Here is a 26,027-nt window from a genome sequence, read left to right on the forward strand (position 1 = left end):
CCCAGGAGAACCCCGTGAGAACCCTCGACCGGTCGGACGCCTACTGCGTCGTGGGCGCAGGGGCGGGCGGCCTGGCCGCCGCGAAGAACCTCAAGAGCTTCGGCTTCGACGTGGACGTGATCGAGCGCGCCGACGACGTCGGCGGCAACTGGAACGGCGGCAACCCGTTCAGCGCCGCCTACGACTCGATCCACCTGATCACGTCGAAGCCGTACATCCAGTACGACGACTTCCCGATCCCCGCGGACTACCCGACCTACCTCGGCCGCACCCACGCGCACGCGTATCTGCGCGCGTACGCGGCCCACTTCGGCGTCACCGAGCACGTGGAGTGCCACCGCACGGTGGAGTGGATCGACCGCCGTGACGGCTCACCCGACTGGTACGTGACGCTCGACGGCGGCGAAGTGCGCCGCTACGGCGGTGTCGTGATCGCCCACGGCCACAACTGGGCCCCGCGCTCGCCCGATTACCCCGGCCGCTTCGACGGCACGGTGCTGCACTCGTGCGAATACCGCGACCCGGCCCCCCTGCGCGGCAAGCGGGTGCTGGTCGTCGGCGGCGGCACATCGGGCTGCGACATCGCGGTGGAGTCGGCACAGAACGCCGCCGCGACCTTCCTCAGCATCCGGCGCGGCTGCTACTACTGGCCGAAGTACCTGTTCGGGGTGCCCACCGACGTCCTCTACGAGAACGTCCTGAGGTGGCGGCTGCCCCGCCCCGTCGTCCGCGCCTTCGGCGGTCTGTTCCTGCGCCTGAACAGCGCGGGCGACCCGGCCGGTTACGGGCTGCCGCAGCCCGCGCACAAGCTGCTCGAAGAGCACTTCGTGATCAACTCCACGCTGCTGTACGCGCTGGGCCACGGCGATGTGGCGGCCCGCCCCGACATCGCCGAACTGCGCGGCGACCGGGTGCTGTTCACCGACGGCCGCGAGGAGCGGATCGACGTCATCGTGAACGCGACGGGCTACCGCATGACGGAGTTCCCGTTCATCGACCGCAAGCACCTCAACTGGACCGGCCGCACGCCCGCGCTGCACCTGAGCGCCTTCCACCCGGCGTACGACAACCTGTTCGTCATCGGCTACTTCCAGACGTCCACCGGCAACTGGCCGATCATGGACTACCAGGCGCAGATCATGGCCCGCTACCTGCACCTGCTGCGGACCGACCCGGGCCGGGCGGTGTGGTTCCGCAAGGCGAAGGCGGAGCCCGTCACGACCGACCGGCTCGGCGGCGGCATCACCTACTACGACTCCGAGCGGCACTGGCTCCAGGTCGACCACTTCTCCTACCGCGCGCGCCTGCGCAAGCTCGTCCGCCGCTTCGGCGTCGAACCCCCGCCACCTGCGCAGCCACCGGCACCGTCACCGGATCCGGCACCGCCCGTCGCGGACGCCGTCGCCCTCCCGCAGCAGCCGGAGCACCAGGAGCGCGCCGCGTGATGACCCTGCTCACGCGGCTCGCCACCCGGCACGCCCGCGTCATGCTGCTCGCCGCCCTCGCGGCCGCCGTCCTCGCCGCGGTGATCGGCGCCCCCGTCGCGTCCCGGCTGACCGGCGGGAACCCGGACTTCGTCACGCCCGGCTCCGGCAGTGTCCGCGCGGACGACCGGATCGAGAAGGCGACCGGCATCCACAGCGACGGCGGGGTGATCGCCCTGATCGACACCGGCGCCCCGGCCACCGACCCGCGCACCCGGCGGGAGGCCGCGAAGGTGGCCGCGCTCATGGACGCGGACCGGACCTTCGCCGTCGTCCGCTCCTACGACCGCACGCAGGACCCCGCCCTGGTGTCGAAGGACGGCCGGCAGACCCTCGTCGTCGGCGACTTCAGCGCCCGGCCGGGCGCGGCCGCGCACTACCAGGCGTCGGTCAAGCGGCTGCTGCACGCGACCGCCGGTGACCGTTACGTGAAGCTCGGCGGCAGCGAGGTCGTCGGCAACCAGGTCGTCAAGACCGTCCAGCACGATCTGGAGATCGCCGAACTCGCCGCCTTCCCGGTGCTGTTCGTGCTGTCGCTGTGGATCTTCCGCAGCCTCGTCGCGTCCGCGCTGCCGCTGCTCATCGGCGGCCTCAACGTCGTGCTGACGCTGCTGGGGATGCGGATCGTGGACAGCTTCACCCCCCTGTCGATCTTCTCCCTCAACCTCGTGACGGCGCTGGGCCTCGGCCTCGCGATCGACTACAGCCTGCTCGTCGTCTCGCGCTTCCGCACCGAGCTGACCGTCGATCCGGACGTGCCGCGCGCGATCGGGGTGACGCTGCGCACCGCGGGCCGCACGATCGTCTTCAGCTCGCTGACGGTGAGCGCGGCGATGGCGGCGCTGTTCGTCTTCCGGCAGCGCTTCCTGTACTCGATGGCGGTCGGCGGGCTGCTCGTCGCGCTGTCCGCGGTGCTGGTCGCGCTGCTGGTGCTGCCCGCGCTGCTGCGGGTGCTGGGGCGGCACCTGGACTTCCTGGCCCCCGCGCGCTGGCACCGGGCGCTGGAGAAGCCGGAGAGCACCGAGGGCGGGTGGTTCGCGCTCGCGCGCGGGGTGATGCGGCACGCGGGGCTCGTCGCGGTCGGCGCGAGCGCCTTCCTGGTCGTGCTGGCGCTGCCCTTCGCCCGGGTGGCGTTCACCACCGTCGGGCCCGGCTCGCTGCCGTCCACCGCGAGCAGCAGGACCGTGGACGACACGCTGCGGGCCCGCTTTCCGGCCGACCCGCTGGAGGCCGTCACCGTCGTGGTGAGCGCCGGGCCCACCGCCGGGCCCCAACTGGCCGTGCTGCGCGACCGGGTGGCCGCCCTGCCGGGCGCCGCGGCCGTCTCCGCGCCCCAGCGGCTCGACAACGGCACCTGGCTGATCCGGGCCGCCCCGCGCGAGCCGGGCCTGAGCGGCGGATCGCGCCAACTGGTGCAGGACATCCGGGCGTTGCCCGCCCCCGGGGACACGGCGGTCGGCGGCCAGAGCGCGACCTTCGTCGATCTGCGGACGAGCCTGGTGGCCCGACTGCCCGTCGCCGCCGCGATCGTCCTCCTCACCAGCATGCTCGTGCTGCTGCTCATGACGGGCTCGGTCGTGCTGCCGCTCAAGGCGGTGCTGATGAACCTGCTGACGCTCGGCGCGACCTTCGGCGTCCTCACCGTGATCTTCCAGCACGGCCACGGGGCGGGCCTGTTCGGCACGAGCGGGCAGGGCGCGCTGGACGCGACCCAGCCGGTGCTGCTCTTCGCGATGGTCTTCGGGCTGTCCACGGACTACGGCGTCTTCCTGCTCGCCCGCATCAAGGAGGCGCGGGACGCGGGCGCGGGGGAGCGGGAGGCCGTCGCGCTGGGCCTCGGCCGCACCGGGCGGGTGGTGACGGCGGCGGCGTTGCTGTTCTGCGTCGCGCTCGGGGCGCTCGCGACCTCCCGCATCGTCTTCATCAAGGAGCTGGGCTTCGGTACGGCGCTGGGCGTGCTGCTGGACGCCACGATCGTGCGGGCCCTGCTCGTCCCGTCCCTGATGGCCCTGCTGGGCCGGTGGAACTGGTGGGCCCCGGCGCCGCTGCGGTGGATGTACGAGCGGTTCGGGCTGAGCGAGGGCGACATCGCGGCCGAATCGGCACGGTCGGAATACGCGCGCACGGGCTGACGAAGCGTCACCATGGTGGTGCGGAGCGCAAGCGTCGGCCGCCGCCGGAGCCCGAACGGGGGGCGGCGGCCCCCACCACCCCACCCGCCAGCCGACCGACCAGCAGAGGTGACCGTGTACCACGCCATCGTCCGACGCAATCTGCGCAAGTCCTTCGCCGAGGTCAACCGCGGCGACTACCCGGCGATCGTCCGCCAGTTCACGCCCGCGGCGGAGCACTGGTTCTCCGGCTCGCACGCCCTGGGCGGCGGCCGGCACGACAACCGGCGCATCCAGCAGTGGTACGACCGGCTCGCCGCGCTGCTGCCCGACCTGCGGTTCGAGCTGACGAAGGTCTCGGCGAAGGGCTGGCCCTGGGACACCGTGGCCTTCGTCGAGTGGGTCGACCACCTCACCGACCGCGAGGGCAACCACTACTCCAACCAGGGCGTGCACGTCATCCGGATCGCCTGGGGCAAGATCACCGAGCTGCACATCTACTGCGACACCGCGCTGCTCGCGTCCGTCCTGGACACCCTCGCCGCCCAGGGCGTCACCGAGGCGTCCGCCCCGCCCGTCGGCGACCCGGGCCCCTTCCGCGCGGCAGTGGCCCCGGCGGCCCCCGCGGCCCCCGCGGCCTGACGCCGCCGAGGAAGCCGGGCGGGCCCGCGTGGCGCATCGCGGGCCCGCCCTCCACCGTCTCGCGGGGTGCTTACAACGCGGCGACCCAGTACGGCTCGACGGTCATCCGCCCGTTGCCGCGGGCGCCGTTCAGCACGCCCGACGAGGTCGTGCCGAGGGTGTACCAGGAGTCCACGTAGTCGTCGTCGTTGGTGTACCAGGACGACGGCAGCGCGTCGAGGATCGCGTCGACCAGCGGGATGTAGGCGCCCTGGTCGGTGATCGTCAGCAGCGCGTCGGCGAGCGCCTTGGCGAGCGCGGCGTAGTTGGTGTCGCTGTCGGCCTCCATCATCACGACGTCGGCCAGGTTGTACTTGTAGGCGTTCCAGCTGACCAGGATCTGGTTGGGGTAGTACGTGGTGCCGTCGTCGTCGAGGTAGGGCATGTCGACGGTGTCGACGCGCACCTTCCCGTCGAGGCCGAAGCCGGTGACGATCGAGTAGATCTCGGCGTCGCCGAGGGGCCAGGGCTCCTCGTCGTCGTTGAGGTGGACGGAGTCGATCTTCGTCGTCCAGTAGCCGCCCGTGGCCGCGGGAGCGGCGGTGGACGCGGCGGGTGCGGTGGCCGGGGCGGGTGCGGCCGACCGCAGGCCCGCCTTGCCCAGGGCCTTGTCCACCTGGGCGAGCCCCGCGGCGGTCGCCCGGTCCACGTCGAGATCGACGACGTAGACGGCCTGCCGCGGGATCCGTGTGGCGCTGAGGGTGTGGGCGCGGCCCGCGCTGTCGTACGCGGTGACCGTGGCGGCGTGGTCGTCGTCGGCGGCCACGGCGACCAGCGGCACGGCGTCCGGCGTGAGCGCGGCCCGCATCGCGTCGGCGCCCAGCCGTAGCCGCAGCAGCGGCCCGGCGTCCGCGCCCAGCCCCTTGGCGGCGGCGATGCGCTGCTCGGCGCCCGCCACGGCCCCCGCGAGGGCGGCGGGCGCCGCCCGGCCCGCGGTGAGCGAGGCGAGGCCGACGGGTGCGGAGCCGAGCGCGGCGTCCCGCACCCGGGCCCGCCAGTCCGCCGCGCCGAGGGAGGCGGCGAGCGACCGGGCCACGGTGTCCTCGGCGGCCCCGACCTGCGAGCCCTGCCGCGCGGCGGCGGGCGTGTCGGCGTGAGCGGCGGGCAGGCCGAGCCCCTGCGACGCGAGCGCGCAGCCCGCGCCGAGCGCGAGCCCGAGCGCGGCGCGCTTGTAGACGGTGAGGTGCACGGAGGTTCCTCCTGGAGACGTTCCCGCGCCCGCCGCTCCGGGCGGCCGCGGTCGGGGGTGGTTCGAGGCGGAGCCGATCGCTTCGCGCGCGGCGATCTACGCGAAGAGATCCCGGCCCGACCATCGTGACCGTTGCATGTCAACAAGGACAAGCCGTCTCCCGGCCAACCGGTGAACGAGGTGCGACGGCTCGGCCGCACGCCGGTCCGTTGCCCCGACCGGAGGCGGGGCGTACAATTTTCTGTACGTGAGGAGGAGGTGCCCAGTGAAGACCATGTCGTATTCGGAGTCGCGGGCGAGATACGCCGAGGTGCTGAACTCCGTGACCGACGACCGCGAAGAGGTCGTGATCACGCGGGCCGGCCACGAGCCCGTCGTCATCGTCTCCCTCGCGGACTACGAGTCCCTGCGGGAGACCGCCTACCTGCTGCGCAGCCCCGCGAACGCCCGCCGCCTGCTGGCGTCCATCGACGAGCTGGAGAACGGCGGCGGAACGGTGCGGGAGCTGGTCGAGCCCGAGTGAAGATCGTGTTCTCCTCCCGCGCCTGGGAGGACTACCTGTGGTGGCAGCTCCAGGACCGCCGCGTCCTGAAGCGGATCAACACACTCGTCGCCGACATCACCCGCAACGGCAACGAGGGCATCGGCAAGCCCGAACCCCTCAAGCACGGCTTCCAGGGCTACTGGTCGCGCCGCATCACCGACGAACACCGGCTGATCTACAAGGTCACCGACGACTCGGTGCTGATCGCCCAGTGCCGCTACCACTACGAATCCTGACGGAGTTGTCAAGTGGTGGACGTGACGGGCGGTATGGGGTCGTAGCGCCCTCCGTCACGCAGCAGGGCCCGCGGGACGTTGACCCGTCGGCGGGCGAGCGCGAGGACGGCTTGGGTGTGCCGTTTGCCTTCTGCGCGCTTGCGGTCGTAGAAGCGGCGGGACTCGTCGCAGCAGCGGATGCTGATCAGCGCGGAGGTGGAAAAGACGCGTTGGAGGCGAGGCCGACGGCCACGGTGTCCTCGGCGGCCCCGACCTGCGAGCCCTGCCGCGCCGCGGCGGGCGTGTCGGCGTGAGCGGCGGGCAGGCCGAGCCCCTGCGACGCGAGCGCGCAGCCCGCGCCGAGCGCGAGCCCGAGCGCGGCGCGCTTGTAGACGGTGAGGTGCACACCTGATGCCCCCCGGGGCCGGACCCGCTCCTCAGGCCGCGGCGTCCCCGTGCGGGGCGAGGCCGATCGTGAGTTCGGCGTCGAGGGCCTTGGCCAGGCGCCGCAGCAGCGGGATCGTGGGCACCGTGCCGCCGCCCTCGATCCGCGAGATCTGCGGCTGCTGCATGCCGCACCGCGACGCCAGCTCCGCCTGGGACAGCCCGAGCGCGGTCCGCCGGTCGTAGACCATCTGCCCTAGGTCATGGGCGAGTTCGGCCTCCTCGTAGAGGCGGTCGTACGTCGCGGCGCCCGCGGAGTCGACGTCTTCGCCGAGGAGCGCGCGGTGGCGGCGGGTCTTCCACTCGGCGTGGTTCATCGCAGTTCCTCCTTGATGTCGCGGCTGTAGACGGCGTGCTCGCCGGCCGGTTCGTGCCAGGCCTCACAGGTGGCCTGTGCGACCCGGGCACGCTCCACTTCCGCGGTCTCGCGCATCCGTGTCGTGCGGAAGGTCGTCAGGAGCACGATATGGCGTTCCGGGGCGAGCCAGTAGGTGATGCGCCACGCATGCTCGTCGAGGTCGAAGCGCAGCTCGCGAAGCTTGCCGCCGAGATGGCGGCTGTACGGCTCGCCCAGCGTGGCGGCGTGCTCGGCCAGCCGGTCGACTTTCTGCTCCACGAGCACGTACGCGTTCGGCGAAAGGCTTTCCACTCCAGAGGCGCACCTCGGGTTCGATCTCCACCGTGTACCGGTCCTGACCCATACCGTCAATGATATATGGCGTGGATGGTATGGCTGTCCCGGTGTGCGGCGCCCTCGGCCGTGCGGCGGCGGCCACCGCAACCGCGGTGGCCGCCGCCGTGCGACGCGTCGCGCCCCGCTCAGACCGTCAGCGGGTCCAGGTGCAGGGGCCGGACGCGGCCCTCGATCATCGCGCCGAGGCCCTCCACCGCGACCGTCGCGGGGGAGTCGGCGACCAGCACGGGCATGCCGGTGGCCTGGCGCAGCATCAGGTCGAGGCCGGGCATCAGCGCGCTGCCGCCCGCGAGCATGATGCCGCGGTCGCCGAGGTCGGCGACCAGGTCGGGCGGGCAGTGCCGCAGGACGCCGGTGATCGCGTCGAGCACCGCGGTGAGCGGGGTGCGCATCGCGTGCCGTACGCCCTCGGTCTCGATCGTGACGGTGCGGACCATGCCGCTGACGACGTCCCGGCCGTGCACCTCGGTGGTGAGGGAGCCGCCCTCGGCGGGGGCGCCCAGCATGCGGTGCAGGGGGCGGACGGACTGGCTGGGCAGCATCAGTTCGTGCGCGTTGCGCAGGTGCTGGACGACGGCCCGGTCGATGGCGTCACCGCCGATCGGTACGGTCTCGGCCGCCACGATCGAGCCCAGCGACAGCACCGCGACCTGCGTGGTCCCCGCCCCGCACACCACGATCATGGTGGCCTCGGGGTGTTCGACGGGCAGCCCGCAGCCGACGGCGGCCGCGATGAGGGTGTCCACCAGTTCCACGCGGCGCGCGCCGAGCCCGTACATCGTCTCGACGGCGGCGCGGCGGGCGATGGGCTCGCTGCCGTGCGGGGTGCAGACCGCCGCCCGCAGCATGGGGGCGCGCAGCCGCTTGCGGCCGAGCTTGTCGCCGAGGATGTGCCGCAGCATGCGCTGGGCCATGGCGATGTCGACGACGGCGCCGCCCGCCACGGGCCGGGAGACCCGGATGTGGGCGGGGGTCCGGCCGGCCATCCGTTCGGCGTGGCCGCCGACGGCGATGAGCGCCCCGGTGCGCACGTCGACCGCCGCGACGCTCGGCTCGTCGGCGACCAGGCCGCTGCCCCGCAGGTAGACGCGGGTGCGGGAGGCGCCGAGGTCGACGGCGACGTTGCAGCGGCGCAGCTGGTCGAGGGTCGGGTTCTGGGTGATGAGGCTGTTGACGCCGGTCACTCCGGCCAGGCCGATCACCGGTGGTCCCCGGGCCAGCTCGGCGCGGGACGGTAGGTCGCCAGCGACCAGATGACGAAGATGTCGACCGCGATCATGATGATCGACCACACCGGCTGGTAGGGCAGGAACATGAAGTTCGCGATCATGTTGAGTGCGGCGATCCCGATGCCGAGGTACTTCGCCCAGGTCGCGCCGCGCAGGATCAGCAGGGCGACGAACACCGCGACGATCCCGAGGATCAGGTGGATCCAGCCCCATGCGCGCACGCTGAACTTGTAGACGTAGTCACCGCGCGTGACGATGTAGACGGAGTCGTGGCCGATGCCGACGACGCCCTCCAGGATCGCCAGCACACCGCCGACCAGCAGCAGGATGCCCGCGAAGACCGTCCCGGCGGCTGCCCAGGAGTTGCGGTCGTCGTCGTGCCGCCGCCCCGATGGGCCCGGGGGCGGCGGCTGCGGTGCGGGGGTGGCTTGGCTCATGGCGGCTCCCGGGTCCGTGGGCGGACGGCGGGATCGTGCGATCATGCGATATCCGGCCAGAACCGTACAAAACCCGCCTTGATGACCTCATGATCTGACGATCAGTCCGACAATGCGAGGAAGGCTGGGCCGTACGGGGCTGCGCCATGCGGGCGTTTCGCCGCCACGACGGCCCCGGCGGGGGCCGAACGGGGTGGGGGTCGGTCCGGGGTCAGTCCGCGTCCTCCAGGCGGAAGCCGACCTTCAGGCCCACCTGGTAGTGCTCGATCTCGCCGTTCTCGATGTGCCCGCGGATCTGCGTCACCTCGAACCAGTCGAGGTCGCGCAGCGTCTGCGCGGCGCGCGCGATGCCGTTGCGCACGGCGGCGTCGACGCCGTCCTTCGAGGTGCCGACGATCTCCGTGACGCGGTACGTGTGCTCGGCCATGGCGGAACTGCCCTTCGCTGGGGTTCGCGGTGCCCTTCCACCGTGCCGCACGCCCGCCGGGACCGCACGGCGGCGGAGACCGGGCGGGACGGCCGCAGATCCGCATAAAATGGGCATCGTGACGTCGTCGTGGTCGGCCCCCGTCGTGCGCTGGCTTCCCGGAGCGCTGCTGCTCAGCGGTGTCGCCTTCGACGTGGCGACCCCCGTCCAGTACACCGGGGACCCGTTCTTCGCCACGGCCTGCGTCCTCGCCGGGGCCACCCAGGCACTGCGCGCGACGATCGTCACATGCCTGCTCGCCCTCGCCGCGATCGTCCTGACGACGATCGGCGAAGGCCAGGTCAGCACCCATCGCGGCATCGCGAACATGTCCACCGTCCTCGTGTCCGCCGCCGTCGCCATCGGCGTCAACCGCGCCCTGGAGCGCTACGGCCGCCGGCTGGCCACCGTCCGCGGTGTCTCCGAGGCCGCCCAGCGCGCCCTGCTGCCCGCCCCGCCCACCCGCATCGGCCCGCTCGGCATCGCCGCCCGCTACGACGCCGCCGCCTCCGAGGCGCGCATCGGCGGCGACATCTACGCCGCCCAGGAGACCCCGTACGGCATCCGGCTGCTCATCGGCGACGTCCGCGGCAAGGGCATGGGCGCGGTCGGTGCGGTCGCGGTGCTGCTCGGCGCCTTCCGGGAGGCCGCCGACGACGAGCCCGACCTGCTGCGGCTGGCCGGACGGCTCGACCGCGCGCTCGACCGGTACAAGGCGCTGGCCGGCGACGAGTCCCTCTTCGAGGGCTTCACCACCGGGGTGATCGCCGAGTACGAGACCCCCGGCTGCGGCACCCTGCGCCTGGTCAACCGCGGCCACCCGCCGCCCTACCTCGTCACCGCGGACGGCGCGGTCCGCACCCTGATGCCCACCACCCCCGACCTGCCCTTCGGCATGCACCACCTCAGCAGCGCCCGCTCGGCCCCCGACGAGCTGGAGATGGCGCACGGCGCGACCCTGCTGCTGGTCACCGACGGCGTGACCGAATCCCGCGACCGCCACGGCACCTTCTACGACCCCGAGACCCGCCTCCCCGCCCTCGGCCCCCTCCCCACCCCGCAGGCCCTCGTCGACGCCCTGCGCGAGGACCTGGCCACCTGGACCGCACACAGCCCCAACGACACCGACGACCGCGCGATGCTCGCGGTGCGCCGGGACTAGTTGTAACGGTCCAGGAACGTCAGCCACTGCACCAGGTGCACCACCAGGCCGACCAGTACGACCAGGTCGATCAGCACGGCGGTGACGAGGATCCCGCCGCGGCCGCCGAGCCGGAGGAGGCGGGTGCCGAGGCGGAGGCCGTATCCGGCCATGGCGATCGAACCGAGCAGGAGCAGGGAGTAGAGCAGCTCCCAGTCGGAGTCGTCCGCGTGCACGAGGACGCTGAAGGCGGTGTAGCACGCGAACGCCTGGGGGAAGCCCAGCAGCAGCACCTTGCGCGTCCCGGCCGGGTTCAGGACGGGCACCGACGCGACGGTCGCCGTGGCGTGCGGGGTGCGCGGGGTGCGCGAGGCGGAAGCCGCGGGAGGCGGGGGAGCGGCGGGCCTCGGCGGGGGAACGGCGGGCTTGTGCGCGGGCGGCGGCGGAGGTGCAGGCGGTGCGGGGATGGATGCCGGGTCGGGGCGGAGGGCCGCGGTCAGCCGGGCTGCGAACGCCGGGTCCGTGCGCAGCTCGTCGGCCAGGACGGACTCCACGATGCCCGCCGCCCCCTCACCCGGCTGCTGGTGGAAGCGGGCCAGCGCCGACGCCCCGAGGGCGCTGCCGCCCAGCCGCGCCCAGACCAGCTCCTGCACGGACGTCCGCTGCTCTTCCGGGACCGGCGAGGCGCCGGTCACCACCCGCAGTGCCGCTGCGGCTAACGACGAGGGCTCCATACCCTGCTCCCCCCTGGCGCGGACCGTTTCGCGCAGGGTAGGACCTGGCGCGGGCCGGTGAACAGTGCGCGGGGCGCCGGATCAGTGGTGGAAGGCGGTCGCCACCGAGCTGGGGCCGTGCAGGGGGTGCGGCTGCTTGTGGAGGGACGGCATCAGCTGGCGCAGGTCGTCCATCAGCAGGTCGGCGAGGTCCTCGGAGAAGCCGTTGCGGCACACGATCCGCAGCACCGCCAGATCCTCCCGGTCCGCCGGGAAGGTGTACGCGGGCACGAGCCAGCCGTGCTGGCGCAGCCGCCGGGAGATGTCGAAGACGTCGAAGGACGTGACGTCCGGGGCGGTCGTGAACGCGAAGACCGGCAGCTGGTCGCCCCGCGTCACCAGCCGGAACTCCTCCAGCTCGGCGATCCGCGCGGACAGCGAGCCCGCGACGTCCCGGCTGGTCTGCTGCACCGCCCGGTAGCCGTCCCGGCCCAGCCGCAGGAAGGAGTAGTACTGCGCGACCACCTGCGCGCCGGGCCGGGAGAAGTTCAGCGCGAAGGTCGGCATGTCGCCGCCCAGGTAGTTGACGCGGAAGACCAGCTCCTCCGGCAGCGCGTCCGCGTCCCGCCACAGCGCCCAGCCCACCCCCGGGTAGACCAGCCCGTACTTGTGCCCCGAGGTGTTGATCGAGGCGACCCGCGGCAGCCGGAAGTCCCACACCAGGTCCTCGTCGAGGAAGGGCGCGATCATCGCGCCCGAGGCCCCGTCCACGTGCACCGGGATGTGCACGCCGGTCCGCTCCTCGTACGCGTCCAGCGCCGCGCAGATCTCGGCGACCGGCTCGTACGACCCGTCGAACGTCGAGCCCAGGACGGCGACCACGCCGATCGTGTTCTCGTCGCACAGCGCGAGCGCGGAATCCGCGTCCAGGTGCAGCCGGTCGCCGCTCATGGGCGCCAGGCGCGCCTCCACCTCCCAGAAGTTGCAGAACTTCTCCCAGCACACCTGCACGTTCGCGCCCATCACCAGATTCGGCCGCACCGACCCCGGATAGCCCTTGGTGCGCTTCGTCCACCGCCGCTTCAGCGCCATCCCGGCGAGCATGCACGCCTCCGACGACCCGGTCGTCGAGCACCCCACGGCCTTGCCCGGGTCGGGCGCGTTCCACAGGTCGGCGAGCATCGACACGCAGCGCCGCTCCAGCTCGGCGGTGCGCGGGTACTCGTCCTTGTCGATCATGTTCTTGTCGAAGCATTCGGCCATCAGGACGTCGGCCTGCGGCTCCATCCACGTCGTGACGAACGTCGCGAGGTTCAGCCGCGAGTTGCCGTCGAGCATCAGCTCGTCGTGCACGAGCTGGTAGGCGGCGTGCGGCGACATCGCCCCGTCCGCGAGCCGGTGCTTGGGCGGCGCCGCCGCCATGCTGCCGACGGGGTCGGCGTCCCCGAGGAAGAAGGGGTTCACGGAGACGGAGCGCTCGGAGCCCGAGCCCTTGTGCAGTGACATGTTTGTCACGATACGTGCGACTTTGCGCCTGCGCCGCCGGGCCCTCGTCTGTTCTTCTAGGGGCGCCTGGGAGGTACCCCCACGCGCCCCTAAAAACGGGTGCCTCCCCGGGCGGTGGGTCACCCCACCAAGGTGTGCAGCTCCTGGGCGTTGGAGCGGGTGGCCTCCCAGAGTGCGAGCTGACGCTCGCGGACGTCCGCCACCGCCGCGCCGTGCGCGGAAAGGACCGCGAGGGACTTCTCCGCGAGCACCGCGCCCAGGCGCGGATGGTGGACGGAGACGCCCCACTCGGGCCGCTCGATGTCCGCCAGGAAGTACGCCATCTTCGGGTGCGAGATGAGGCTGAGGATCGGCGTGCCGCAGCCGAAGGGGATCATCCCGGCGTGCCCGCGCATGCCGATGACCAGCCGGGTACGGGCGTACGCGTCCGTGATCTGCGGGTTGTCGTAGTCGTACATGGGGACGACGGGCAGTGAGATGCCGTGCTCGCGCCGCAGGTCGAAGACGAACCGTTCGTCGGCCTGCGCGTGCGCCACGCATCGCACCTCGGCGTGCTCGCCGATGGCCCGTACGGCGGCGGCCATCTCGGCGAGGAAGTGGCCGTAGTCGTGGCCGAAGCGCAGGCCGGCCCGGTCGTAGGCGGCGTTCAGCAGCACGGTGTCCTCGCGTTCGGCCGGGTCGGTCCAGCCGGGGACGAGGTGCCGGGTGACGGTCGTGGGGCAGGGCTGGAAGCGCACCCGGTCGTGCAGGTGCGCGGGGAGCATGGCCCGTACCTTCTCGATGGAGCCGTGGTTGCGCAGCCCGAAGAACGCCGACTTCTCGACCAGCGTGCGCAGCGCTTCCGCGAAGCGACGGGCGCGGTAGGACTGGCCGTCGAAGGCGTTGAAGCCGACCGCGTAGACGATGACGGGCACGTCGAGGCGGCGCAGCACGTCGTCGGGGACGTTCCACTGCCAGGCGCTGTTGCCGTTCGGCGCGGTGTCCGGGATGAAGAGCCCGCCGCCGCCGACGATCAGTGCCCGCCGGGAGTTGGCCTCCTTGAGCGCGGCCTCGCCGAAGAGGCGGTGCGCGTGGACGGCGTTCCAGCGGCGCGGCCCGGTGTCGGGCCCGAAGGCGAGCCGTACGGATTCGGGCAGCAGCTTGTCCCCGGCGTTGCCCTGGTGGGGCATGTAGAAGGCGACGTGCGTGAGCTGCCCGCCCGGTTCGGCGGCGCTCTCCGCCGCGGTCGGTACGGTCCGCTGCCGCATCTCCTCGCTGGGCCCGTGCGTGGGGTCCGCGTCGAGACCGGCGAGGGCGTGCCGGTGGGCGGCCGCGTCGTCGCCGAGTACCCAGTCGAGCTGGGCGAGCCGGGCGAAGGCCGGTGCCGCGTGGTCGGGGGCGGCGGTGGCGGCGAGCAGGTGGGTGCGGGCCTCGGCGTAGCGGGACACGCTCATGAGGGCGTGCCCGTACACCTCGTGCGGCCAGGCGTCGCCGAGGCCGAGCCGGACGGAGGCCATCGTGTCGACGGCCTCCTGGTAGTGCCCGGCCCCGATGTGCGCGGCGGCGACCCGCCGCGCGGCCCCCACGTCCCCGGTCCGCCGCACGTACGGCTCCCCGAAGTGCACGAGCAGCTCCGGGTGGGTGACCCCGGGCGCCTTGAGGTACGCCTCCTGCACCTCCTCCACGGAGGGCGCGCCCTCCACCTCACCGACCCGCGCGAGGTTTCCCCCGTCGATCTCCGCGAAGCCCAGCTCCTTGCGCAGGAGGCCCAGCGCCTCGGCGTCGGGGTGCGCGCTCGCGCCGCCGGTGGTTGCCCCCCTGCCGAGCGCCCGAGCTCTCAGCGCCGTCAGGTCCTCCCGTTGGAGGACCACCGCACCGGGCGCGGCGGTCGCCGCCGAGGCGGAGCGCAGGGTGAGCAGCGGGGCCACCGGCCCCGTCACCACGGTGTCCGCGCAGAACGCCACGACCGTGTCGTAGTCGTCCACCTCAAGAAGGGAGAGCAGCGGATGCGCCCCCGGCGTGGCGGCCCGCGGGTCCACCCGCGGGTGGAGGGCGTGCGCCTCGTCCAGCGCGGCATCCGGCAGCGCCGCGTCCGCGTCGTGGAGGAGGACGAAGTCCTCGCAGACTCCCGGGTTGGTGAGCGCCAGGCTGCGCAGGAGTGCGAGGACCCCGGGCAGCCGCCCGGTGTCGGCGTACGCGGCGAAGGCGATACGCCGTTTGCCGGTGATCGCCGTGGCGGAGTGGACGTCCGCGCGGTCGGTGGAGGAAGGAACGCTCATCGGAGGGAGATCACCGGGCCCCGGACGTGCTGGGCGCGGGCGAGGACCCACTCCCGTTCGCGTGTGTAGTCGGTCGGCGTGGCGGTGGCCGACGCCTCGGTGAGCCGGAAGGGCTCGGTGGTGAAGAAGTCGAAGCCGTAGAGGTCGAGCCGTGGGCTGACGTCGAGGAAGTCGAGCAGCCATACCGCTTCGAAGCCGCAGGTGAGCGCGGCCGGCCAGGCGTCCGTGCCGAGCCCGCCGACGCCCCGCAGCGGCCTGCGCAGCGAGTCGTCGCCGGTGAAGTGCTGCGCTCCGGGCACCATCCGTTCGCGCAGGGCGTGCCGCCAGTCGGCGGGTTTGTCGGCGAGGACGAGCCGGGTGGTGACGGGGACGCGCCAGTTGTGCGGGCTGCGGTGGTCGGTGACGTGGATGTCGGTGCGTTCGCCGGTGGCCTCGGGGTCGAGGCGGAAGGAGGTGAAGCGGACGACCAGGTCGTAGGTGTCGATCTCGGCGCCGAGCGTGGTTTCCGCGAGGGACTGGGAGTTGGCGACGAGGGCGACGGAGCGTCCGGCGACGAGGTTGCGGAATTCGCCGATCCGCAGGCGGGCGGTGCCGCCGAAGAGCGGGTCGGGCAGCGGGGGCCGCAGGTGGGTGCGGCGGCGGTCGGCGTAGAGGGCGACGGCGGGGGCGAGCCGTGCGGTCTCCTCGGGTCCGGCGAGCGGCAGCCGGGTGTCGAGGTGGGCGGTGACGGCGGCTTCGAAGGCGTCGAAGGGGCCGTCCGCGAGGGCGGTGACGTCACCGGCGTCGGTGCCGTCGAGGGCGCCGAGCATGGCGGAGCGCCAACGCGCGGCCGACCGGAGGGCGCTGATGCGGGCGGTGGCGTCGGCGGCGCCGGGTGAGTCCGCGGGGGTGTGTTCCAGGTAGCCCTCGAACGCGGTGACGGCGGCGCCGAGGTCACCGGCGGCCTCCAGCGCGCGGCCCCGCAGCTGCCAGGCGCCGCGCGATCCCTTGCGGCGGGCGAGGACCGCGTCGGCGGCGGCGCGGGCGAGGGCGGGCTGTGCGGCGCGGAGGGCGGCGGAGCCGAGGGCGAGCAGGGCGTCGGTGAGGTCGCCGCCCGCGGCCTGCCGGTCCCGTACGGCGGTGACGGCGGCCGCGAGTTCGCCGCCTGCCGCACCCGTCTCCTCGTAGAGCCGCAGGCACTCGGCCGCGGTGGCGGTGCCGGTGGTGGCGCGCGGACCGGCGCCGCGTCCCGGCAGGGCGAGGCCGAGCAGGCGGCGCCCGAGGGTGGTCTTCGTCATGCTGCTCCAAGCGTCCACAGCCCCGGACGGGCCCGCGGGGTGGCCTGAAACACTAGGAGAGGGGGCGGTAAGGGCCCATGGTCTGGACGTGAACACGTGGTGTCAGGCGGCGGAACATCGTCTTCTGACTACCCGTCGAACGGGCGACGTGTGACGTGCGGGGCGTGCGGTGCACGAGCTGGGCGCCCGCGAGGTCGTCGGCTGCGGGGAGGCGGAACACCCCGCGGGCGTCGGGGCGGCCGACCACGACCCCCGCGGGCCGTTTTCGGCCGCCGCTACCCCCTCGCCGAGGGCGCGCAGGCCTGCGCCGACTTCCTGCGCCTGCACACCACCGGCAAGGTCGTCGTCCTGGTGCGGGACTCAGGAGCCGTCGGCCAGGCCTGACTTCAGCGCACGCGTGAAGCGGACGACCCGCTCGGCCTGGACGCGCGCGGCGGTGAGCGTCTGCTCGCCGACCGGGAGGTCACCCTGCCCGGCGACGTGCGACGTCCCGTACGGGTTGCCGTCCACGAACTTCGACGGGTCGGTGTAGCCGGGGGCGACCAGGATCCCGCCGAAGTGGTGGATCGTGTTGTACAGGGCCAGCAGCGTCGACTCCTGGCCTCCGTGCGTGGTCGCGCTGGACGTGAAGCCGCTGTAGACCTTGTCCGCGAGCTTGCCCGCCTGCCACTGCGGCCCGAGCATGTCGAGGAACTGCTTGAGCTGGCTGGTGACGTTGCCGAAGCGGGTCGGGGTCCCGAAGATCACCGCGTCCGCCCATTCCATGTCCGTGGGCTCCGCGACCGGGATCCCCGCGGTGGCCTCGACGTTCGCCCGCCAGGCCGGGTTGGAGTCGATCGCGGCGTCCGGCGCCAGCTCCGTCACGCGGCGCAGCCGCACATCGGCGCCGGACTTCTTCGCGGTCTCCGCGATGGCCTCGGCGATACGCGCGATGGTGCCGGTGGCGGAGTAGTAGATGACGGCGACGTTGACGTCGGTCATGACGGTGCCTCCTGGGGGCGGGGTCGTGTGACGGTAGACGACCCTACGGTCACCGTCCGTCCACGGATACCCGGCGCGCTCAACGCGCCGGGCCCCCGCCCCGGTGGCGGGCGATTACGCGCTCGGTACGTCCTGAGCCGCGGCGAAGGCGGCGAAGGCCGCCCACGCGGCGGGGCTGAACGTGAGGGCGGGGCCCTCGGGGTCCTTGGAGTCCCGTACGTGGATCGCCCCGGGGTGAGCGGCGACCTCGACGCAGTCGCCCGCGTCGCTGCCGCTGTAGCTGGACTTCTTCCAGTGGTGGGCCACCTCGACGCAGGCGCCGCCCTCGTCGTTGCTGTAGCTCGACTTGAACCACTTCAGTGACTCGGTCATGCCTCTCCTAGCATCTGCTCCAACAGGCCCTTCGTTTCTTGGGTGTTGAGGGCCTGCGTGCGCAGCATCGCATACCGCTGGGCCAGAATGCTGACGTCCTCCGGGTCGCGGATGAGGCGACTGGTGCGCTGCGTTTCGGTGTAGGCGAGGAGTTCGTGCTTCGGCGTTTCCAAGAGTACGAAGGGGCCGTCGAGAGCTGCATGAGAGGTGACCCCGACCGGCAAAATCTGGAGGGTGAGGCCTGGCATATCCGCGCAGTTGCGGAGGTGCCGGAGCTGTTCCTGATGGACTTCCATACCGCCGATCCGGTCCCGGAGTGGTGCCTCGGACAGGACAAAGCTCAAGGACGGCGGCACCCGGCGTTGCAGGATCTCCTGCCGTTCAAGCCGAGCGGCGACTTGTCGGGTGACTTCGTCTGGGTCGTGCAGCGGCACCCGGTTGCCGAACACCGCACGCATGTATGCCTCGGTCTGGAGCAGACCCGGCAGGACGTGAGTCTGGTACGAGGAGATCGCGATCGCGGTCTTCTCCACGTCGATGAACTCCAGGGCCCACATGGCGATGGCGCCCTGGTCGTCCGGCAGGTGCTGCACACCGACCTCCAGCACGCCACTCGTGCGCAGCAGCAGGTCGAGCTGCTTGGCCAGGTCGGGAGTGAGGGGGCGGCGGCCCTGCTCGATGGACTCCAGCTTGGCCACGCTGATGACCAGTATGTCGGCCAGTTGGGTCTGCGTGTAGCCCGCCGCGATACGCGCCTGTGCTAATTGGGCGCCCAGAGTTTCGAACGGAGTGGGATTCTTCTTGGGCGGTCGCCGCTTTCGTGGCGTTGCTGCTGCCATAGCTATGGCCTACCCCACTTCAACTCTCCGTGTATCGCTGCTAACCCGTACATCGTAAATGTACGGGTTACCACTCTGGAAGAGGGCGATCACTGTGCGCGACCCTGACGGTCATGAGTGATGAGGCACAAGAGGCCGACGTGCGGGAGCAGTTCTACCGCCGGGAGCGGCGTTCGATTCCCGCCGCGCGGGAGTTCACGCGTGAGGCGCTGAAAGCGTGGGACTGCGTGGTCGGCCGAACCGACGACGTACTCCTGTGTGTCAGCGAGCTGACGACCAACGCGCTGCTGCACGGGGTGCCGCCCGGACGCGGGTTCCTGCTGCACCTGAGCCGCGGGGAGGGCGGGGTGCTGCGGGTGGAGGTGCACGACAGCGGCGATCCGTGGCCCGCCGGCGTCCCGACGACGGACCGGCCTCAGGTGGCGCCCGACGACGAGGACGGGCGCGGGCTCGCGCTCGTCGGGGCGCTGGCCGACAAATGGGACGTGGCGGACCGGCATCCGGGCAAGGTCGTGTGGTGCGAGTTCGCCCCGCGCGAGACATCGGGCTGAGGGCGCCCGCCGGGCCTACGCTCACCCCATGACCTCATGCCAGGAGTGCGGGTTCGTGTACGACCTCGGGACCCCCGGGGAGTTCGCCGGGCAGATCCGGGCCACCGCCGGGGCGTACCCGCGGTTCCTCCTCGTCGCGCCGGAGGGGGCGTTGCGGCGGCGGCCGGAGCCGCAGACGTGGTCGCCGCTCGAATACGCCTGCCACGTACGCGATGTGCTGCTGGTGCAGCGCGAGCGGGTGCTCGCCGCGCGGCGGACGGATGTCCCGGTCGCCGAGCCGATGGGGCGCGACGAGCGGGTGGAGCACGACGGTTACGCCGACCAGCGGCCCGACGACGTGGCGCGGCAACTGCTGGACGCGGCCGGGATGTTCGCCCACTCCCTCGACCGCCTGCGGCCCGGTGACTGGGACCGTGCGCTCGTCTACACCTACCCCGAGCGCGCGGAGCGCCCGCTGCGCTGGCTCGCCGCCCACACGCTGCACGAGCTGCGCCACCACCTGCGGGACGCCGAAGGCCAGCTCCCGGCGGCGGAGCTGGCGGCGGACTGACCGCGTGCGGGTGACGGGCGGGGCCCGGGAGGGGGCCGGGTCCCGCCCGGTGGGGGGGCTATTCGAGCCGCGGCGCCCGGGTCGGGGCCGGGCAGATGCGCTGGCCGGTGTTGTCGAAGACATAGAGGTGCGCCAGGTCGACCAGCAGCGGGACGCGGTCGCCGCGGCGCAGCCGGACGTCGGGCCCGGTCCGTACGACGAGGTCGCCGGTCTGTGTCTCGGGCGTCGAGGGGCGGTCGATGACCGAGACCGGGGAGGACCCGGACGCGTGCGCGCCCGTGGACGGCTCGCGGTCCACGACACCGGCCTGGAGCCGCCGGGCCGCCTTCTGGGCGAGCTTGCCGAGCCCCGACCCGGCCGTCACCGACCGGCGTGAGCCGTTCTTCGCGGCCTCCGGGCGCGGTGCCTCCAGCTCCGGCACGATCGCCGGGCGCGACCCCGTGTTGAGGTGCACCAGCGATTCGTGGCCCTGGTACTCGACGTGCTCGACGATCCCGGACAGCACGACCTCGCCCGGCTGCGCCTGGCTCGGCTGCGCGATCCGCACCGCCTCCGACCGCAGCCCGACGATGATGTTGCGGCCCTGCTGGATGCGCAGCATCTGGTGGTCGTAGTTCAGCGGCTCGGGCAGGCCCAGGCGCTGCCGCCCGAAGTCGATCCACATCCCGCCGGTGAGCGGGGCGAGCACGGTCGCCTGGAGCAGGTTGATCCGCGGGGTGCCGACGAAGGCGGCGACGAAGACGTTCTCCGGCAGGTGGTAGGCCAGCCGGGGGGTCGAGACCTGCTGGAGCACACCGCTGCGCATGATCGCGACCCGGTCGCCGAGCGACATCGCCTCGGCCTGGTCGTGGGTGACGTAGACGGTGGTGACGCCCATGCCGTGGGTGAGCCGGGCGATCTCCGCGCGCAGATGCGAGCGCAGCTTCGCGTCGAGGTTGGACAGCGGCTCGTCCATCAGGAAGACCGAGGGGTGCCGGGAGATCGCCCGGCCCATCGCGACGCGCTGCCGCTCGCCGCCGGACAGCTGCCCGGGGAAGCGGTCCAGGATCTCCTCGATGCCCAGCGTGCGGGCGGTCTCGTCGATCCGCGGCCCGTGGTCCTCGCCCGGCATCTCGAAGCGCAGCGGGAAGCCGATGTTCTCCCGGCTGGTCATGCTGGGGTAGAGGGCGAAGTTCTGGAAGACCATCGCCATCTTGCGGTCGCCGGGGGCGAGGTCGTTGGAGTATTCGCCGTCCAGCAGCAGCTCACCGGTCGTGATGTCCTCCAGGCCGGCGATCATCCGCAGGACCGTCGACTTGCCGCAGCCCGACGGCCCGAGGAGCACCAGGAACTCGCCCGGGGCGATGTCCAGCGAGAACCGGTCCACGGCTGGCGACGGCTCTTTCGGGTAGTACTTGGAAACTTCGTGCAGGGTGATGGCGCGAGTCATAACGGGAGCCGCCAGGTGGTTCGGACGCGGTGACGGGACACGTGGGGGGGAGGGAGGGAGAGGAGTCGCCTGTGCGGCGCTCGCAGTGTGTGGCGCATGGGAAAAATGTGACGTTCGATGCGTTCGATGCGTTCGATGCGTGGGATGTGCGTGAGGCCCGGGGTGCTGGGAGTGCTTGGCGTGATTGATGCGCTTGTGGCGCATGTGATCCAAGGGGTAAGACTTGCCGGACTTGCGGTGGTGCGGGGGTGACGCTGCGGAGAAGGTAGTCCACCGCACACTGGTTGCGGAACGTTTGTATCAACACTCCATTGATACTTTTGGAGCGTGACGAACCTCGCGCTCGGTCCGAGCTGGCTCTCTCCCGACCACCTGATCAACACATACGGCCTGTGGGGCGTCCTGGTGATCGTGTTCGCGGAGTCCGGCCTGCTGATCGGATTCTTCCTGCCCGGCGACTCGCTGCTGTTCACCACCGGGCTCCTTGTGGCAGGTGGGACCCTCGACAAGCCGCTGGGCCTGGTGGCGGTGCTGATCGCGCTGGCCGCCGTCGTCGGGCAGCAGGTCGGCTACTGGTTCGGGCGCAAGGTGGGGCCCTCGCTCTTCCGGCGGCCCGACTCCCGGCTCTTCAAGATGGAGAACATCGAGAAGGCCCACGGCTTTTTCGAGCAGCACGGCTCGAAAGCCATCGTGATGGCGTGCTTCGTTCCGGTGGTCCGGACCTTTACGCCGATCGTCGCAGGCGTCAGCCGAATGAACTACCGCACCTTCGCCACCTTCAATGTCATCGGCGGCTCCCTGTGGGGCGCCGGCGTGACCCTGCTGGGCTACTGGCTCGGACAGATCGATTTCGTCAAGAACAACATCGAGGCGATCCTCGTCCTCGTCGTGCTCATCTCCGTCATCCCGCTCGGCATCGAATACCTGCGCGCCCGGCGCAAGGGACAGTCAGAGGGCCCGGCCGCCGGCGCGGCCGACTCCGGCGAACTGGCCGGCACCGCCGCCCAGCGCAGCGGCGGGCGCCACCGCGCGCAGAAGGGCTGAGGCTGCCGTGGCGGGCCCGCGCCCCGGGGACGGCTCGTCGGCGTACACGCCGCCCGAGCCGCTCGGCGGTGCGGGCTCGGCCTTCACCCCGCCCGAAGGCATCCCCGTCATCGCCCTGCCGCCCCACGACGCCCGGTGGCAGGACCGCATGCGGACCATGGTCCGGCTCTCCGTCACCGAGCGGCCCGTCCCCGAGGGCCTGCTCGCCCGCCAGGAGTCCGGGCACGCGCTGTCCGTCCCCCGCGTCCTCGACCTCACCCTGCGCATCGGCGAACTGCTCCTCGCGGGCGGCGAGGGCGCGGAGGACGTCGAGGCGGCGATGCTCGGGGTCGCCTACGCGTACGGGCTCGTCCGCGTCGAGCCCAACGTCACCTTCACCCTCCTCGGCATCTCCTACCAGCCCTCCCTCACCGAACCGCCGCTCAGCTCCACCCGCACGGTGCGGCGCCGCGGCACCGACTACACCCGGCTCGCCGCCGTCTACCACCTCGTCGACGACATCACCGCCGGGGACGTCACCCTGGAGGACGCGTACCGGCGGCTCGCCGACATCCGGCGCAACCGGCACCCGTACAGCAGCTGGTTCCTCACCGGCGCCGCCGGGCTGCTCGCGGGCGCGGCCAGCCTCCTCGTCGGCGGCAACCTGATCATCTTCCTCGCCGCCGCGCTCGCCGCGATGGTCGGCGACCGGCTCGCCTGGCTGCTCGCCGGCCGCGGACTGCCCGAGTTCTACCAGTTCGCCGCCGCGGCCATGCCCGCCGCCGCGATGGGCGTCCTCGTCGACCGCGCCCACTGGATCCCCGGGACGGCCGGGGTCCAGTCCTCCGCCGTCATCACCGGCGGGCTCTTCGCGCTGCTGCCCGGCCGCGCACTCGTCGCCGCCGTCCAGGACGGCCTCACCGGCTTCTACATCACCGCGTCCGCGCGCCTGCTCGAAGTCATCTACCTCGTCGTCGGCATCGTCATCGGCGTCACCCTCGTCCTCTACGCGGGCGTCCGCTTCGGCGTCACCCTCAACCCCGACCAGGCGCTCCGCGCGTACGACCAGCCCTGGGTCCAGCTCATCGCCGCGATGGTGCTGACGCTGGCCTTCGCGGTGCTGCTCCAGTGCGAACGGGGAGTGCTCGTGCTCGCCACCCTCAACGGGGGAGTCGCCTGGACCGTCTACGGCGTCCTGCACTTCCAGGCGGGCGGCAACCAGGTCGCCGCGACGGCCGCGGCCGCGGGGCTCGTCGGGCTCTTCGGCCAGCTCATGGCCCGCTACCGGTACGTGTCCGTACTGCCGTACGTGACCGCGGCGATCGGGCCGCTGCTGCCCGGGTCCGCGACGTACTTCGGGCTGCTCGCGGTGACCCAGGGGCATGCGTCGGCCGGGGCGACCCAGCTCACGCGCGCTGCCGCGCTGGCCCTCGCCCTCGCGATCGGCGTCAACCTCGGCAACGAGGTCGCCCGCCTCGCGCTCCCCACGCCGGGCCCGTCGGCCCCCCGCCTCGCCGCGAAGCGCACGCGCGGCTTCTGACCGGACGCCCCGGGGTGCCCCCGGAGGTGCTTCACGCGACCTTCCCGCCGTCGTGGCTTGTCGCGCAGTTCTCCCCCAGGGCTTCGCCTGGGAGGTACCCCCACGCGCCCCTGGTGTGTCGCCCTGCGCGGCATGCGCGAGCCCCTCTCCTTGCGGGCGAGGGCACTCGTTTTTCAGGGGCGCGGGGAACTGCGCGACAAGCCACCCACGTGCCGCAAGGTCGCGACGCCCACCGCAAGGGGCAGGGCGGAGCGAGAAGCCCCCGCCGGGGGGAGGTCGCGCGGCGCACCGGACGAGGCCGGGTGGGGGCGTCATCCCGTGGCCAGCTCGGACGCGAGCGCGTCCAGCGCGGATTCCGCCGCGGACGCGGATGTCGAGCCCTTGGTCATGAACGCGAAGGCGAGTATCCGGCCCGCCGGGGTGACCGTCACCCCGGCGATCGTGTTGACGCCCGTCAGCGTGCCGGTCTTCGCGCGGACCACCCCGGCCCCCGCGGCAGCGGAGAAACGGGAGGCCAGCGTGCCGGTGAACGCGGCGACGGGGAGCCCGTCGAGAACGGGCCGCAGCTCCGGGTGCTCCGGCGACGCGGCGAGGGCGAGGAGCCGGGTGAGCGCCGCGGGCGGCACCGCGTCGTCCCGGTCGAGCCCGCTGCCGTCGGTGAAGACGGCGTCCCCGAGCGGCACCCCGTACGTCCGCAGCGCCTGCGGAAGAGCCTTCGCGACACCGGCGAAGCTGAGCGGCTGCCCGGACGCCCGGGCGACCTGCCGGGCGAGCGCCTCGGCGATGTCGTTGTCGGAGTCCGTGAGCATGCGCTCGACGAGCTGGTCGAGCGGCGCCGAGTGGTGGACGGCGAGCCGCGCCCCGCCCGCGCCGCTCGCCTTCTTCGGGCTGCCGGTCACGGTGATGCCGTGGGTTTCGAGGAGGTGCGCGAACTGCTGGGCGGCGGCGCGGGACGGGTCGAGGGAGCGGGTCGCGGGCCCGCTGCTGCCGGGGTCGAGGCGGCCCTCGGCGACCATGAGCGCGGTGACGGGCGCGAGGTTCTCGTTGACGCCGATGGGGTGGAGCGTGGGCCCCGAGTAGTACGAGGTGTCGTACCCGAGGTGCACGGAGGTCGTCCCGCGGGCGCGCAGCGCGGTGGCGGTGTCGGCGGCGAGGCCGTCGAGCGTGAGGGTGGGGTCGCCGCCGCCGACGAGCACGACCCGGTCGTCGTCGGTGGCGACCGTGCTGGTCGTGAGGGTGTACGCGTCGCCGAGCGTCCCGAGCGCGGCGACCGCGGTGGCGAGCTTGGTGGTGGAGGCGGGCGTCGACGCGGTGCCGGACCGGCGGTCGTACAGCACCTGCCCGCTCGCGACGTCGACCACGGACCCGACGCGTACCGTCCCGAGGCCTGGCGCGGCCATGAGCGGCCGCAGCCGCGCGGTGAGGTCCGCGGCGAGCGAGGCGGGCGCCCGCCCGCTCCCGGCGGCGGCGAACACCGGCCCGGCGGTGGGCGCGTGGGCCCCGACGAGGTCGGTGTCCGCGCACGCCCCGCCGGATCCGCACGGCGTGCCGGGCGCGGCGTGCGGCCCGGTGTGCTTCGCCCCGGGCGAGCGCGATGCGGCCCAGGACCGTTCGGCCGTACGCTGGCCCGCGTCCCACGGTCCCGCCGCGGTCACCGCGACCGCGGCGAGCACCGCGCCCACCGCCGCCGATATCCCCACGACCTGCACCGTTCTGTTGAGCGGCACCCCCGACCAGCCCCTTTCGCGACCACCCACTTGCGTGGGAGACACTTAACCACCCGCACTATGCGCTGATCATGGAGGAGTACGGCCTTGGAGTTCGACGTCACGATCGAGATCCCGAAGGGTTCGCGGAACAAGTACGAGGTGGACCACGAGACCGGTCGTATCCGCCTGGACCGCAGGCTCTTCACCTCGACCAGCTACCCCGCCGACTACGGCTTCATCGAGAACAGCCTCGGCCAGGACGGCGACCCGCTGGACGCCCTGGTGCTGCTGGACGAGCCGACCTTCCCCGGCTGCCTGATCACCTGCCGCGCCATCGGCATGTTCCGTATGACGGACGAGGCCGGCGGCGACGACAAGGTGCTGTGCGTGCCGGCGTCCGACCCGCGGGTGGAGCACCTGCGCGACATCCACCACGTCAGCGAGTTCGACCGGCTGGAGATCCAGCACTTCTTCGAGGTCTACAAGGACCTGGAGCCCGGCAAGTCCGTCGAGGGCGCCGACTGGGTCGGCCGCGCCGAGGCCGAGGCGGAGATCGAGGACTCCTTCCGCCGCCTGAAGGAGCACGGGCCGGGCCACTGAGCGCGTGCGCCGCACCGCCTTCGCCGAGGGGCGGGCCGCGGGGG

Annotated in this window: 26 protein-coding genes and 1 pseudogene; 11 read left to right on the plus strand and 16 right to left on the minus strand. The window is 72.6% G+C overall.

Annotation, left to right across the window (positions count from 1 at the left end; genetic code table 11):
• Window positions 1-14: 14 nt before the first annotated feature.
• From ACH4PY_RS06430 to ACH4PY_RS06440, 3 genes are all read left to right on the plus strand, one after another.
• Window positions 15-1,445, plus strand: a complete 1,431-nt coding sequence (locus ACH4PY_RS06430; protein WP_398176574.1) for a flavin-containing monooxygenase — start codon at window positions 15-17, stop codon at window positions 1,443-1,445.
• Window positions 1,445-3,616, plus strand: a complete 2,172-nt coding sequence (locus tag ACH4PY_RS06435; RefSeq protein WP_398176576.1) for an MMPL family transporter — start codon at window positions 1,445-1,447, stop codon at window positions 3,614-3,616. Before ACH4PY_RS06430 ends, ACH4PY_RS06435 begins: the two co-directional genes overlap by 1 nt.
• A 114-nt stretch (window positions 3,617-3,730) precedes the next feature.
• On the plus strand, window positions 3,731-4,237 hold the full coding sequence (locus tag ACH4PY_RS06440) for a nuclear transport factor 2 family protein (RefSeq protein ID WP_398176578.1): 507 nt from the start codon (window positions 3,731-3,733) through the stop codon (window positions 4,235-4,237).
• A 70-nt stretch (window positions 4,238-4,307) separates the two neighbouring features.
• Here ACH4PY_RS06440 and ACH4PY_RS06445 read toward each other — a convergent pair whose 3' ends face one another.
• Window positions 4,308-5,465, minus strand: a complete 1,158-nt coding sequence (locus tag ACH4PY_RS06445; RefSeq protein ID WP_398176580.1) for a DUF3103 family protein — start codon at window positions 5,463-5,465, stop codon at window positions 4,308-4,310.
• A gap of 265 nt (window positions 5,466-5,730) precedes the next feature.
• Here ACH4PY_RS06445 and ACH4PY_RS06450 point away from each other — a divergent pair, with 265 nt between their 5' ends.
• Together ACH4PY_RS06450 and ACH4PY_RS06455 are read left to right on the plus strand one after the other, a co-directional pair.
• Window positions 5,731-5,988 carry a type II toxin-antitoxin system Phd/YefM family antitoxin gene (locus ACH4PY_RS06450; RefSeq protein WP_031525166.1) on the plus strand — a complete coding sequence of 86 codons (258 nt, stop codon included), beginning with the start codon at window positions 5,731-5,733 and terminating at the stop codon, window positions 5,986-5,988.
• On the plus strand, window positions 5,985-6,245 hold the full coding sequence (locus ACH4PY_RS06455; RefSeq protein ID WP_398176583.1) for a Txe/YoeB family addiction module toxin: 261 nt from the start codon (window positions 5,985-5,987) through the stop codon (window positions 6,243-6,245). Before ACH4PY_RS06450 ends, ACH4PY_RS06455 begins: the two co-directional genes overlap by 4 nt.
• 8 nt (window positions 6,246-6,253) lie before the next feature.
• Here ACH4PY_RS06455 and ACH4PY_RS06460 read toward each other — a convergent pair.
• The 6 genes and pseudogenes from ACH4PY_RS06460 to ACH4PY_RS06485 form a co-directional block, all read right to left on the minus strand.
• Window positions 6,254-6,571 (minus strand): annotated as a pseudogene (locus ACH4PY_RS06460) (IS110 family transposase); the annotation flags it as partial.
• A 90-nt stretch (window positions 6,572-6,661) separates the two neighbouring features.
• Entirely contained in the window at window positions 6,662-6,985 is a 324-nt protein-coding gene (locus ACH4PY_RS06465; RefSeq protein WP_398176585.1) for a multiprotein-bridging factor 1 family protein, read from the minus strand.
• The gene (locus tag ACH4PY_RS06470) at window positions 6,982-7,317 is read right to left on the minus strand and encodes a type II toxin-antitoxin system RelE/ParE family toxin (protein WP_398176587.1); all 336 of its coding nucleotides are present in this window, start codon (window positions 7,315-7,317) and stop codon (window positions 6,982-6,984) included. Before ACH4PY_RS06470 ends, ACH4PY_RS06465 begins: the two co-directional genes overlap by 4 nt.
• A 170-nt stretch (window positions 7,318-7,487) precedes the next feature.
• Window positions 7,488-8,564: a rod shape-determining protein gene (locus ACH4PY_RS06475; protein ID WP_398176589.1), complete on the minus strand. Its 1,077-nt coding sequence runs from the start codon at window positions 8,562-8,564 to the stop codon at window positions 7,488-7,490.
• Window positions 8,561-9,028 (minus strand): hypothetical protein, encoded by a 468-nt coding sequence (locus tag ACH4PY_RS06480; RefSeq protein WP_398176591.1) that lies wholly within the window; start codon window positions 9,026-9,028, stop codon window positions 8,561-8,563. Before ACH4PY_RS06480 ends, ACH4PY_RS06475 begins: the two co-directional genes overlap by 4 nt.
• A 211-nt stretch (window positions 9,029-9,239) precedes the next feature.
• Complete coding sequence (locus ACH4PY_RS06485) at window positions 9,240-9,455, minus strand: dodecin (protein ID WP_031525150.1); 216 nt, start codon at window positions 9,453-9,455, stop codon at window positions 9,240-9,242.
• Window positions 9,456-9,564: 109 nt separating this feature from the next.
• Between ACH4PY_RS06485 and ACH4PY_RS06490 the strand changes: the two genes are divergently transcribed.
• The gene (locus ACH4PY_RS06490) at window positions 9,565-10,656 is read left to right on the plus strand and encodes a PP2C family protein-serine/threonine phosphatase (protein WP_398176594.1); all 1,092 of its coding nucleotides are present in this window, start codon (window positions 9,565-9,567) and stop codon (window positions 10,654-10,656) included.
• Here ACH4PY_RS06490 and ACH4PY_RS06495 read toward each other — a convergent pair.
• The 7 genes from ACH4PY_RS06495 to ACH4PY_RS06525 all read right to left on the minus strand — a co-directional run bounded on the left by ACH4PY_RS06495 (window position 10,653) and on the right by ACH4PY_RS06525 (window position 18,581).
• On the minus strand, window positions 10,653-11,369 hold the full coding sequence (locus ACH4PY_RS06495) for a hypothetical protein (RefSeq protein WP_398176596.1): 717 nt from the start codon (window positions 11,367-11,369) through the stop codon (window positions 10,653-10,655). The two genes, ACH4PY_RS06490 and ACH4PY_RS06495, sit on opposite strands and share 4 nt — an antisense overlap.
• Before the next feature lie 81 nt (window positions 11,370-11,450).
• Complete coding sequence (locus tag ACH4PY_RS06500) at window positions 11,451-12,854, minus strand: glutamate decarboxylase (RefSeq protein WP_398176598.1); 1,404 nt, start codon at window positions 12,852-12,854, stop codon at window positions 11,451-11,453.
• A gap of 119 nt (window positions 12,855-12,973) precedes the next feature.
• On the minus strand, window positions 12,974-15,112 hold the full coding sequence (locus ACH4PY_RS06505; RefSeq protein ID WP_398176600.1) for a polysaccharide pyruvyl transferase family protein: 2,139 nt from the start codon (window positions 15,110-15,112) through the stop codon (window positions 12,974-12,976).
• Window positions 15,109-16,389: a hypothetical protein gene (locus tag ACH4PY_RS06510; protein ID WP_398176602.1), complete on the minus strand. Its 1,281-nt coding sequence runs from the start codon at window positions 16,387-16,389 to the stop codon at window positions 15,109-15,111. Before ACH4PY_RS06510 ends, ACH4PY_RS06505 begins: the two co-directional genes overlap by 4 nt.
• A gap of 360 nt (window positions 16,390-16,749) precedes the next feature.
• Complete coding sequence (gene wrbA, locus ACH4PY_RS06515) at window positions 16,750-17,370, minus strand: NAD(P)H:quinone oxidoreductase (RefSeq protein WP_398176604.1); 621 nt, start codon at window positions 17,368-17,370, stop codon at window positions 16,750-16,752.
• A 114-nt stretch (window positions 17,371-17,484) separates the two neighbouring features.
• Window positions 17,485-17,742 (minus strand): DUF397 domain-containing protein, encoded by a 258-nt coding sequence (locus ACH4PY_RS06520; protein WP_398176606.1) that lies wholly within the window; start codon window positions 17,740-17,742, stop codon window positions 17,485-17,487.
• Complete coding sequence (locus ACH4PY_RS06525) at window positions 17,739-18,581, minus strand: Scr1 family TA system antitoxin-like transcriptional regulator (RefSeq protein ID WP_398176608.1); 843 nt, start codon at window positions 18,579-18,581, stop codon at window positions 17,739-17,741. Before ACH4PY_RS06525 ends, ACH4PY_RS06520 begins: the two co-directional genes overlap by 4 nt.
• A gap of 113 nt (window positions 18,582-18,694) precedes the next feature.
• Between ACH4PY_RS06525 and ACH4PY_RS06530 the strand changes: the two genes are divergently transcribed.
• Window positions 18,695-19,132, plus strand: a complete 438-nt coding sequence (locus ACH4PY_RS06530) for an ATP-binding protein (protein WP_398176610.1) — start codon at window positions 18,695-18,697, stop codon at window positions 19,130-19,132.
• A 28-nt stretch (window positions 19,133-19,160) separates the two neighbouring features.
• Complete coding sequence (locus tag ACH4PY_RS06535; protein WP_398176612.1) at window positions 19,161-19,682, plus strand: DinB family protein; 522 nt, start codon at window positions 19,161-19,163, stop codon at window positions 19,680-19,682.
• Between the two features lie 58 nt (window positions 19,683-19,740).
• On the opposite strand, the gene ACH4PY_RS06540 is transcribed toward ACH4PY_RS06535, so the two are convergent.
• Complete coding sequence (locus tag ACH4PY_RS06540; RefSeq protein WP_398176614.1) at window positions 19,741-21,111, minus strand: ABC transporter ATP-binding protein; 1,371 nt, start codon at window positions 21,109-21,111, stop codon at window positions 19,741-19,743.
• Window positions 21,112-21,438: 327 nt separating this feature from the next.
• Between ACH4PY_RS06540 and ACH4PY_RS06545 the strand changes: the two genes are divergently transcribed.
• Window positions 21,439-22,155, plus strand: coding sequence for a DedA family protein (locus tag ACH4PY_RS06545; RefSeq protein ID WP_398176616.1), 717 nt, complete (start codon window positions 21,439-21,441; stop codon window positions 22,153-22,155).
• A gap of 7 nt (window positions 22,156-22,162) precedes the next feature.
• Window positions 22,163-23,674 (plus strand): threonine/serine exporter ThrE family protein, encoded by a 1,512-nt coding sequence (locus tag ACH4PY_RS06550; protein WP_398176618.1) that lies wholly within the window; start codon window positions 22,163-22,165, stop codon window positions 23,672-23,674.
• A 311-nt stretch (window positions 23,675-23,985) separates the two neighbouring features.
• On the opposite strand, the gene dacB is transcribed toward ACH4PY_RS06550, so the two are convergent.
• Complete coding sequence (dacB, locus tag ACH4PY_RS06555) at window positions 23,986-25,401, minus strand: D-alanyl-D-alanine carboxypeptidase/D-alanyl-D-alanine-endopeptidase (protein WP_398176620.1); 1,416 nt, start codon at window positions 25,399-25,401, stop codon at window positions 23,986-23,988.
• Between the two features lie 87 nt (window positions 25,402-25,488).
• Here dacB and ACH4PY_RS06560 point away from each other — a divergent pair, with 87 nt between their 5' ends.
• The gene (locus ACH4PY_RS06560; RefSeq protein ID WP_398176622.1) at window positions 25,489-25,983 is read left to right on the plus strand and encodes an inorganic diphosphatase; all 495 of its coding nucleotides are present in this window, start codon (window positions 25,489-25,491) and stop codon (window positions 25,981-25,983) included.
• Window positions 25,984-26,027: the final 44 nt, after the last annotated feature.

The sequence above is a fragment of the Streptomyces sp. NPDC021224 genome, from assembly GCF_044332905.1.
GTDB lineage: Bacteria > Actinomycetota > Actinomycetes > Streptomycetales > Streptomycetaceae > Actinacidiphila.

Excerpts from the sequence above, each read along its gene's own strand:
- ACH4PY_RS06530 (WP_398176610.1), top strand. The coding sequence starts at position 18,695 with ATGAGTGATGAGGCACAAGAGGCCGACGTGCGGGAGCAGTTCTACCGC.
- ACH4PY_RS06525 (WP_398176608.1), bottom strand. The coding sequence starts at position 18,581 with ATGGCAGCAGCAACGCCACGAAAGCGGCGACCGCCCAAGAAGAATCCC.
- ACH4PY_RS06465 (WP_398176585.1), bottom strand. The coding sequence starts at position 6,985 with ATGAACCACGCCGAGTGGAAGACCCGCCGCCACCGCGCGCTCCTCGGC.
- ACH4PY_RS06480 (WP_398176591.1), bottom strand. The coding sequence starts at position 9,028 with ATGAGCCAAGCCACCCCCGCACCGCAGCCGCCGCCCCCGGGCCCATCG.
- ACH4PY_RS06435 (WP_398176576.1), top strand. The coding sequence starts at position 1,445 with ATGACCCTGCTCACGCGGCTCGCCACCCGGCACGCCCGCGTCATGCTG.
- ACH4PY_RS06510 (WP_398176602.1), bottom strand. The coding sequence starts at position 16,389 with ATGACGAAGACCACCCTCGGGCGCCGCCTGCTCGGCCTCGCCCTGCCG.
- wrbA (WP_398176604.1), bottom strand. The coding sequence starts at position 17,370 with ATGACCGACGTCAACGTCGCCGTCATCTACTACTCCGCCACCGGCACC.
- ACH4PY_RS06490 (WP_398176594.1), top strand. The coding sequence starts at position 9,565 with ATGGGCATCGTGACGTCGTCGTGGTCGGCCCCCGTCGTGCGCTGGCTT.
- ACH4PY_RS06485 (WP_031525150.1), bottom strand. The coding sequence starts at position 9,455 with ATGGCCGAGCACACGTACCGCGTCACGGAGATCGTCGGCACCTCGAAG.
- ACH4PY_RS06505 (WP_398176600.1), bottom strand. The coding sequence starts at position 15,112 with ATGAGCGTTCCTTCCTCCACCGACCGCGCGGACGTCCACTCCGCCACG.
- ACH4PY_RS06540 (WP_398176614.1), bottom strand. The coding sequence starts at position 21,111 with ATGACTCGCGCCATCACCCTGCACGAAGTTTCCAAGTACTACCCGAAA.
- ACH4PY_RS06500 (WP_398176598.1), bottom strand. The coding sequence starts at position 12,854 with ATGTCACTGCACAAGGGCTCGGGCTCCGAGCGCTCCGTCTCCGTGAAC.
- ACH4PY_RS06520 (WP_398176606.1), bottom strand. The coding sequence starts at position 17,742 with ATGACCGAGTCACTGAAGTGGTTCAAGTCGAGCTACAGCAACGACGAG.
- ACH4PY_RS06535 (WP_398176612.1), top strand. The coding sequence starts at position 19,161 with ATGACCTCATGCCAGGAGTGCGGGTTCGTGTACGACCTCGGGACCCCC.
- ACH4PY_RS06495 (WP_398176596.1), bottom strand. The coding sequence starts at position 11,369 with ATGGAGCCCTCGTCGTTAGCCGCAGCGGCACTGCGGGTGGTGACCGGC.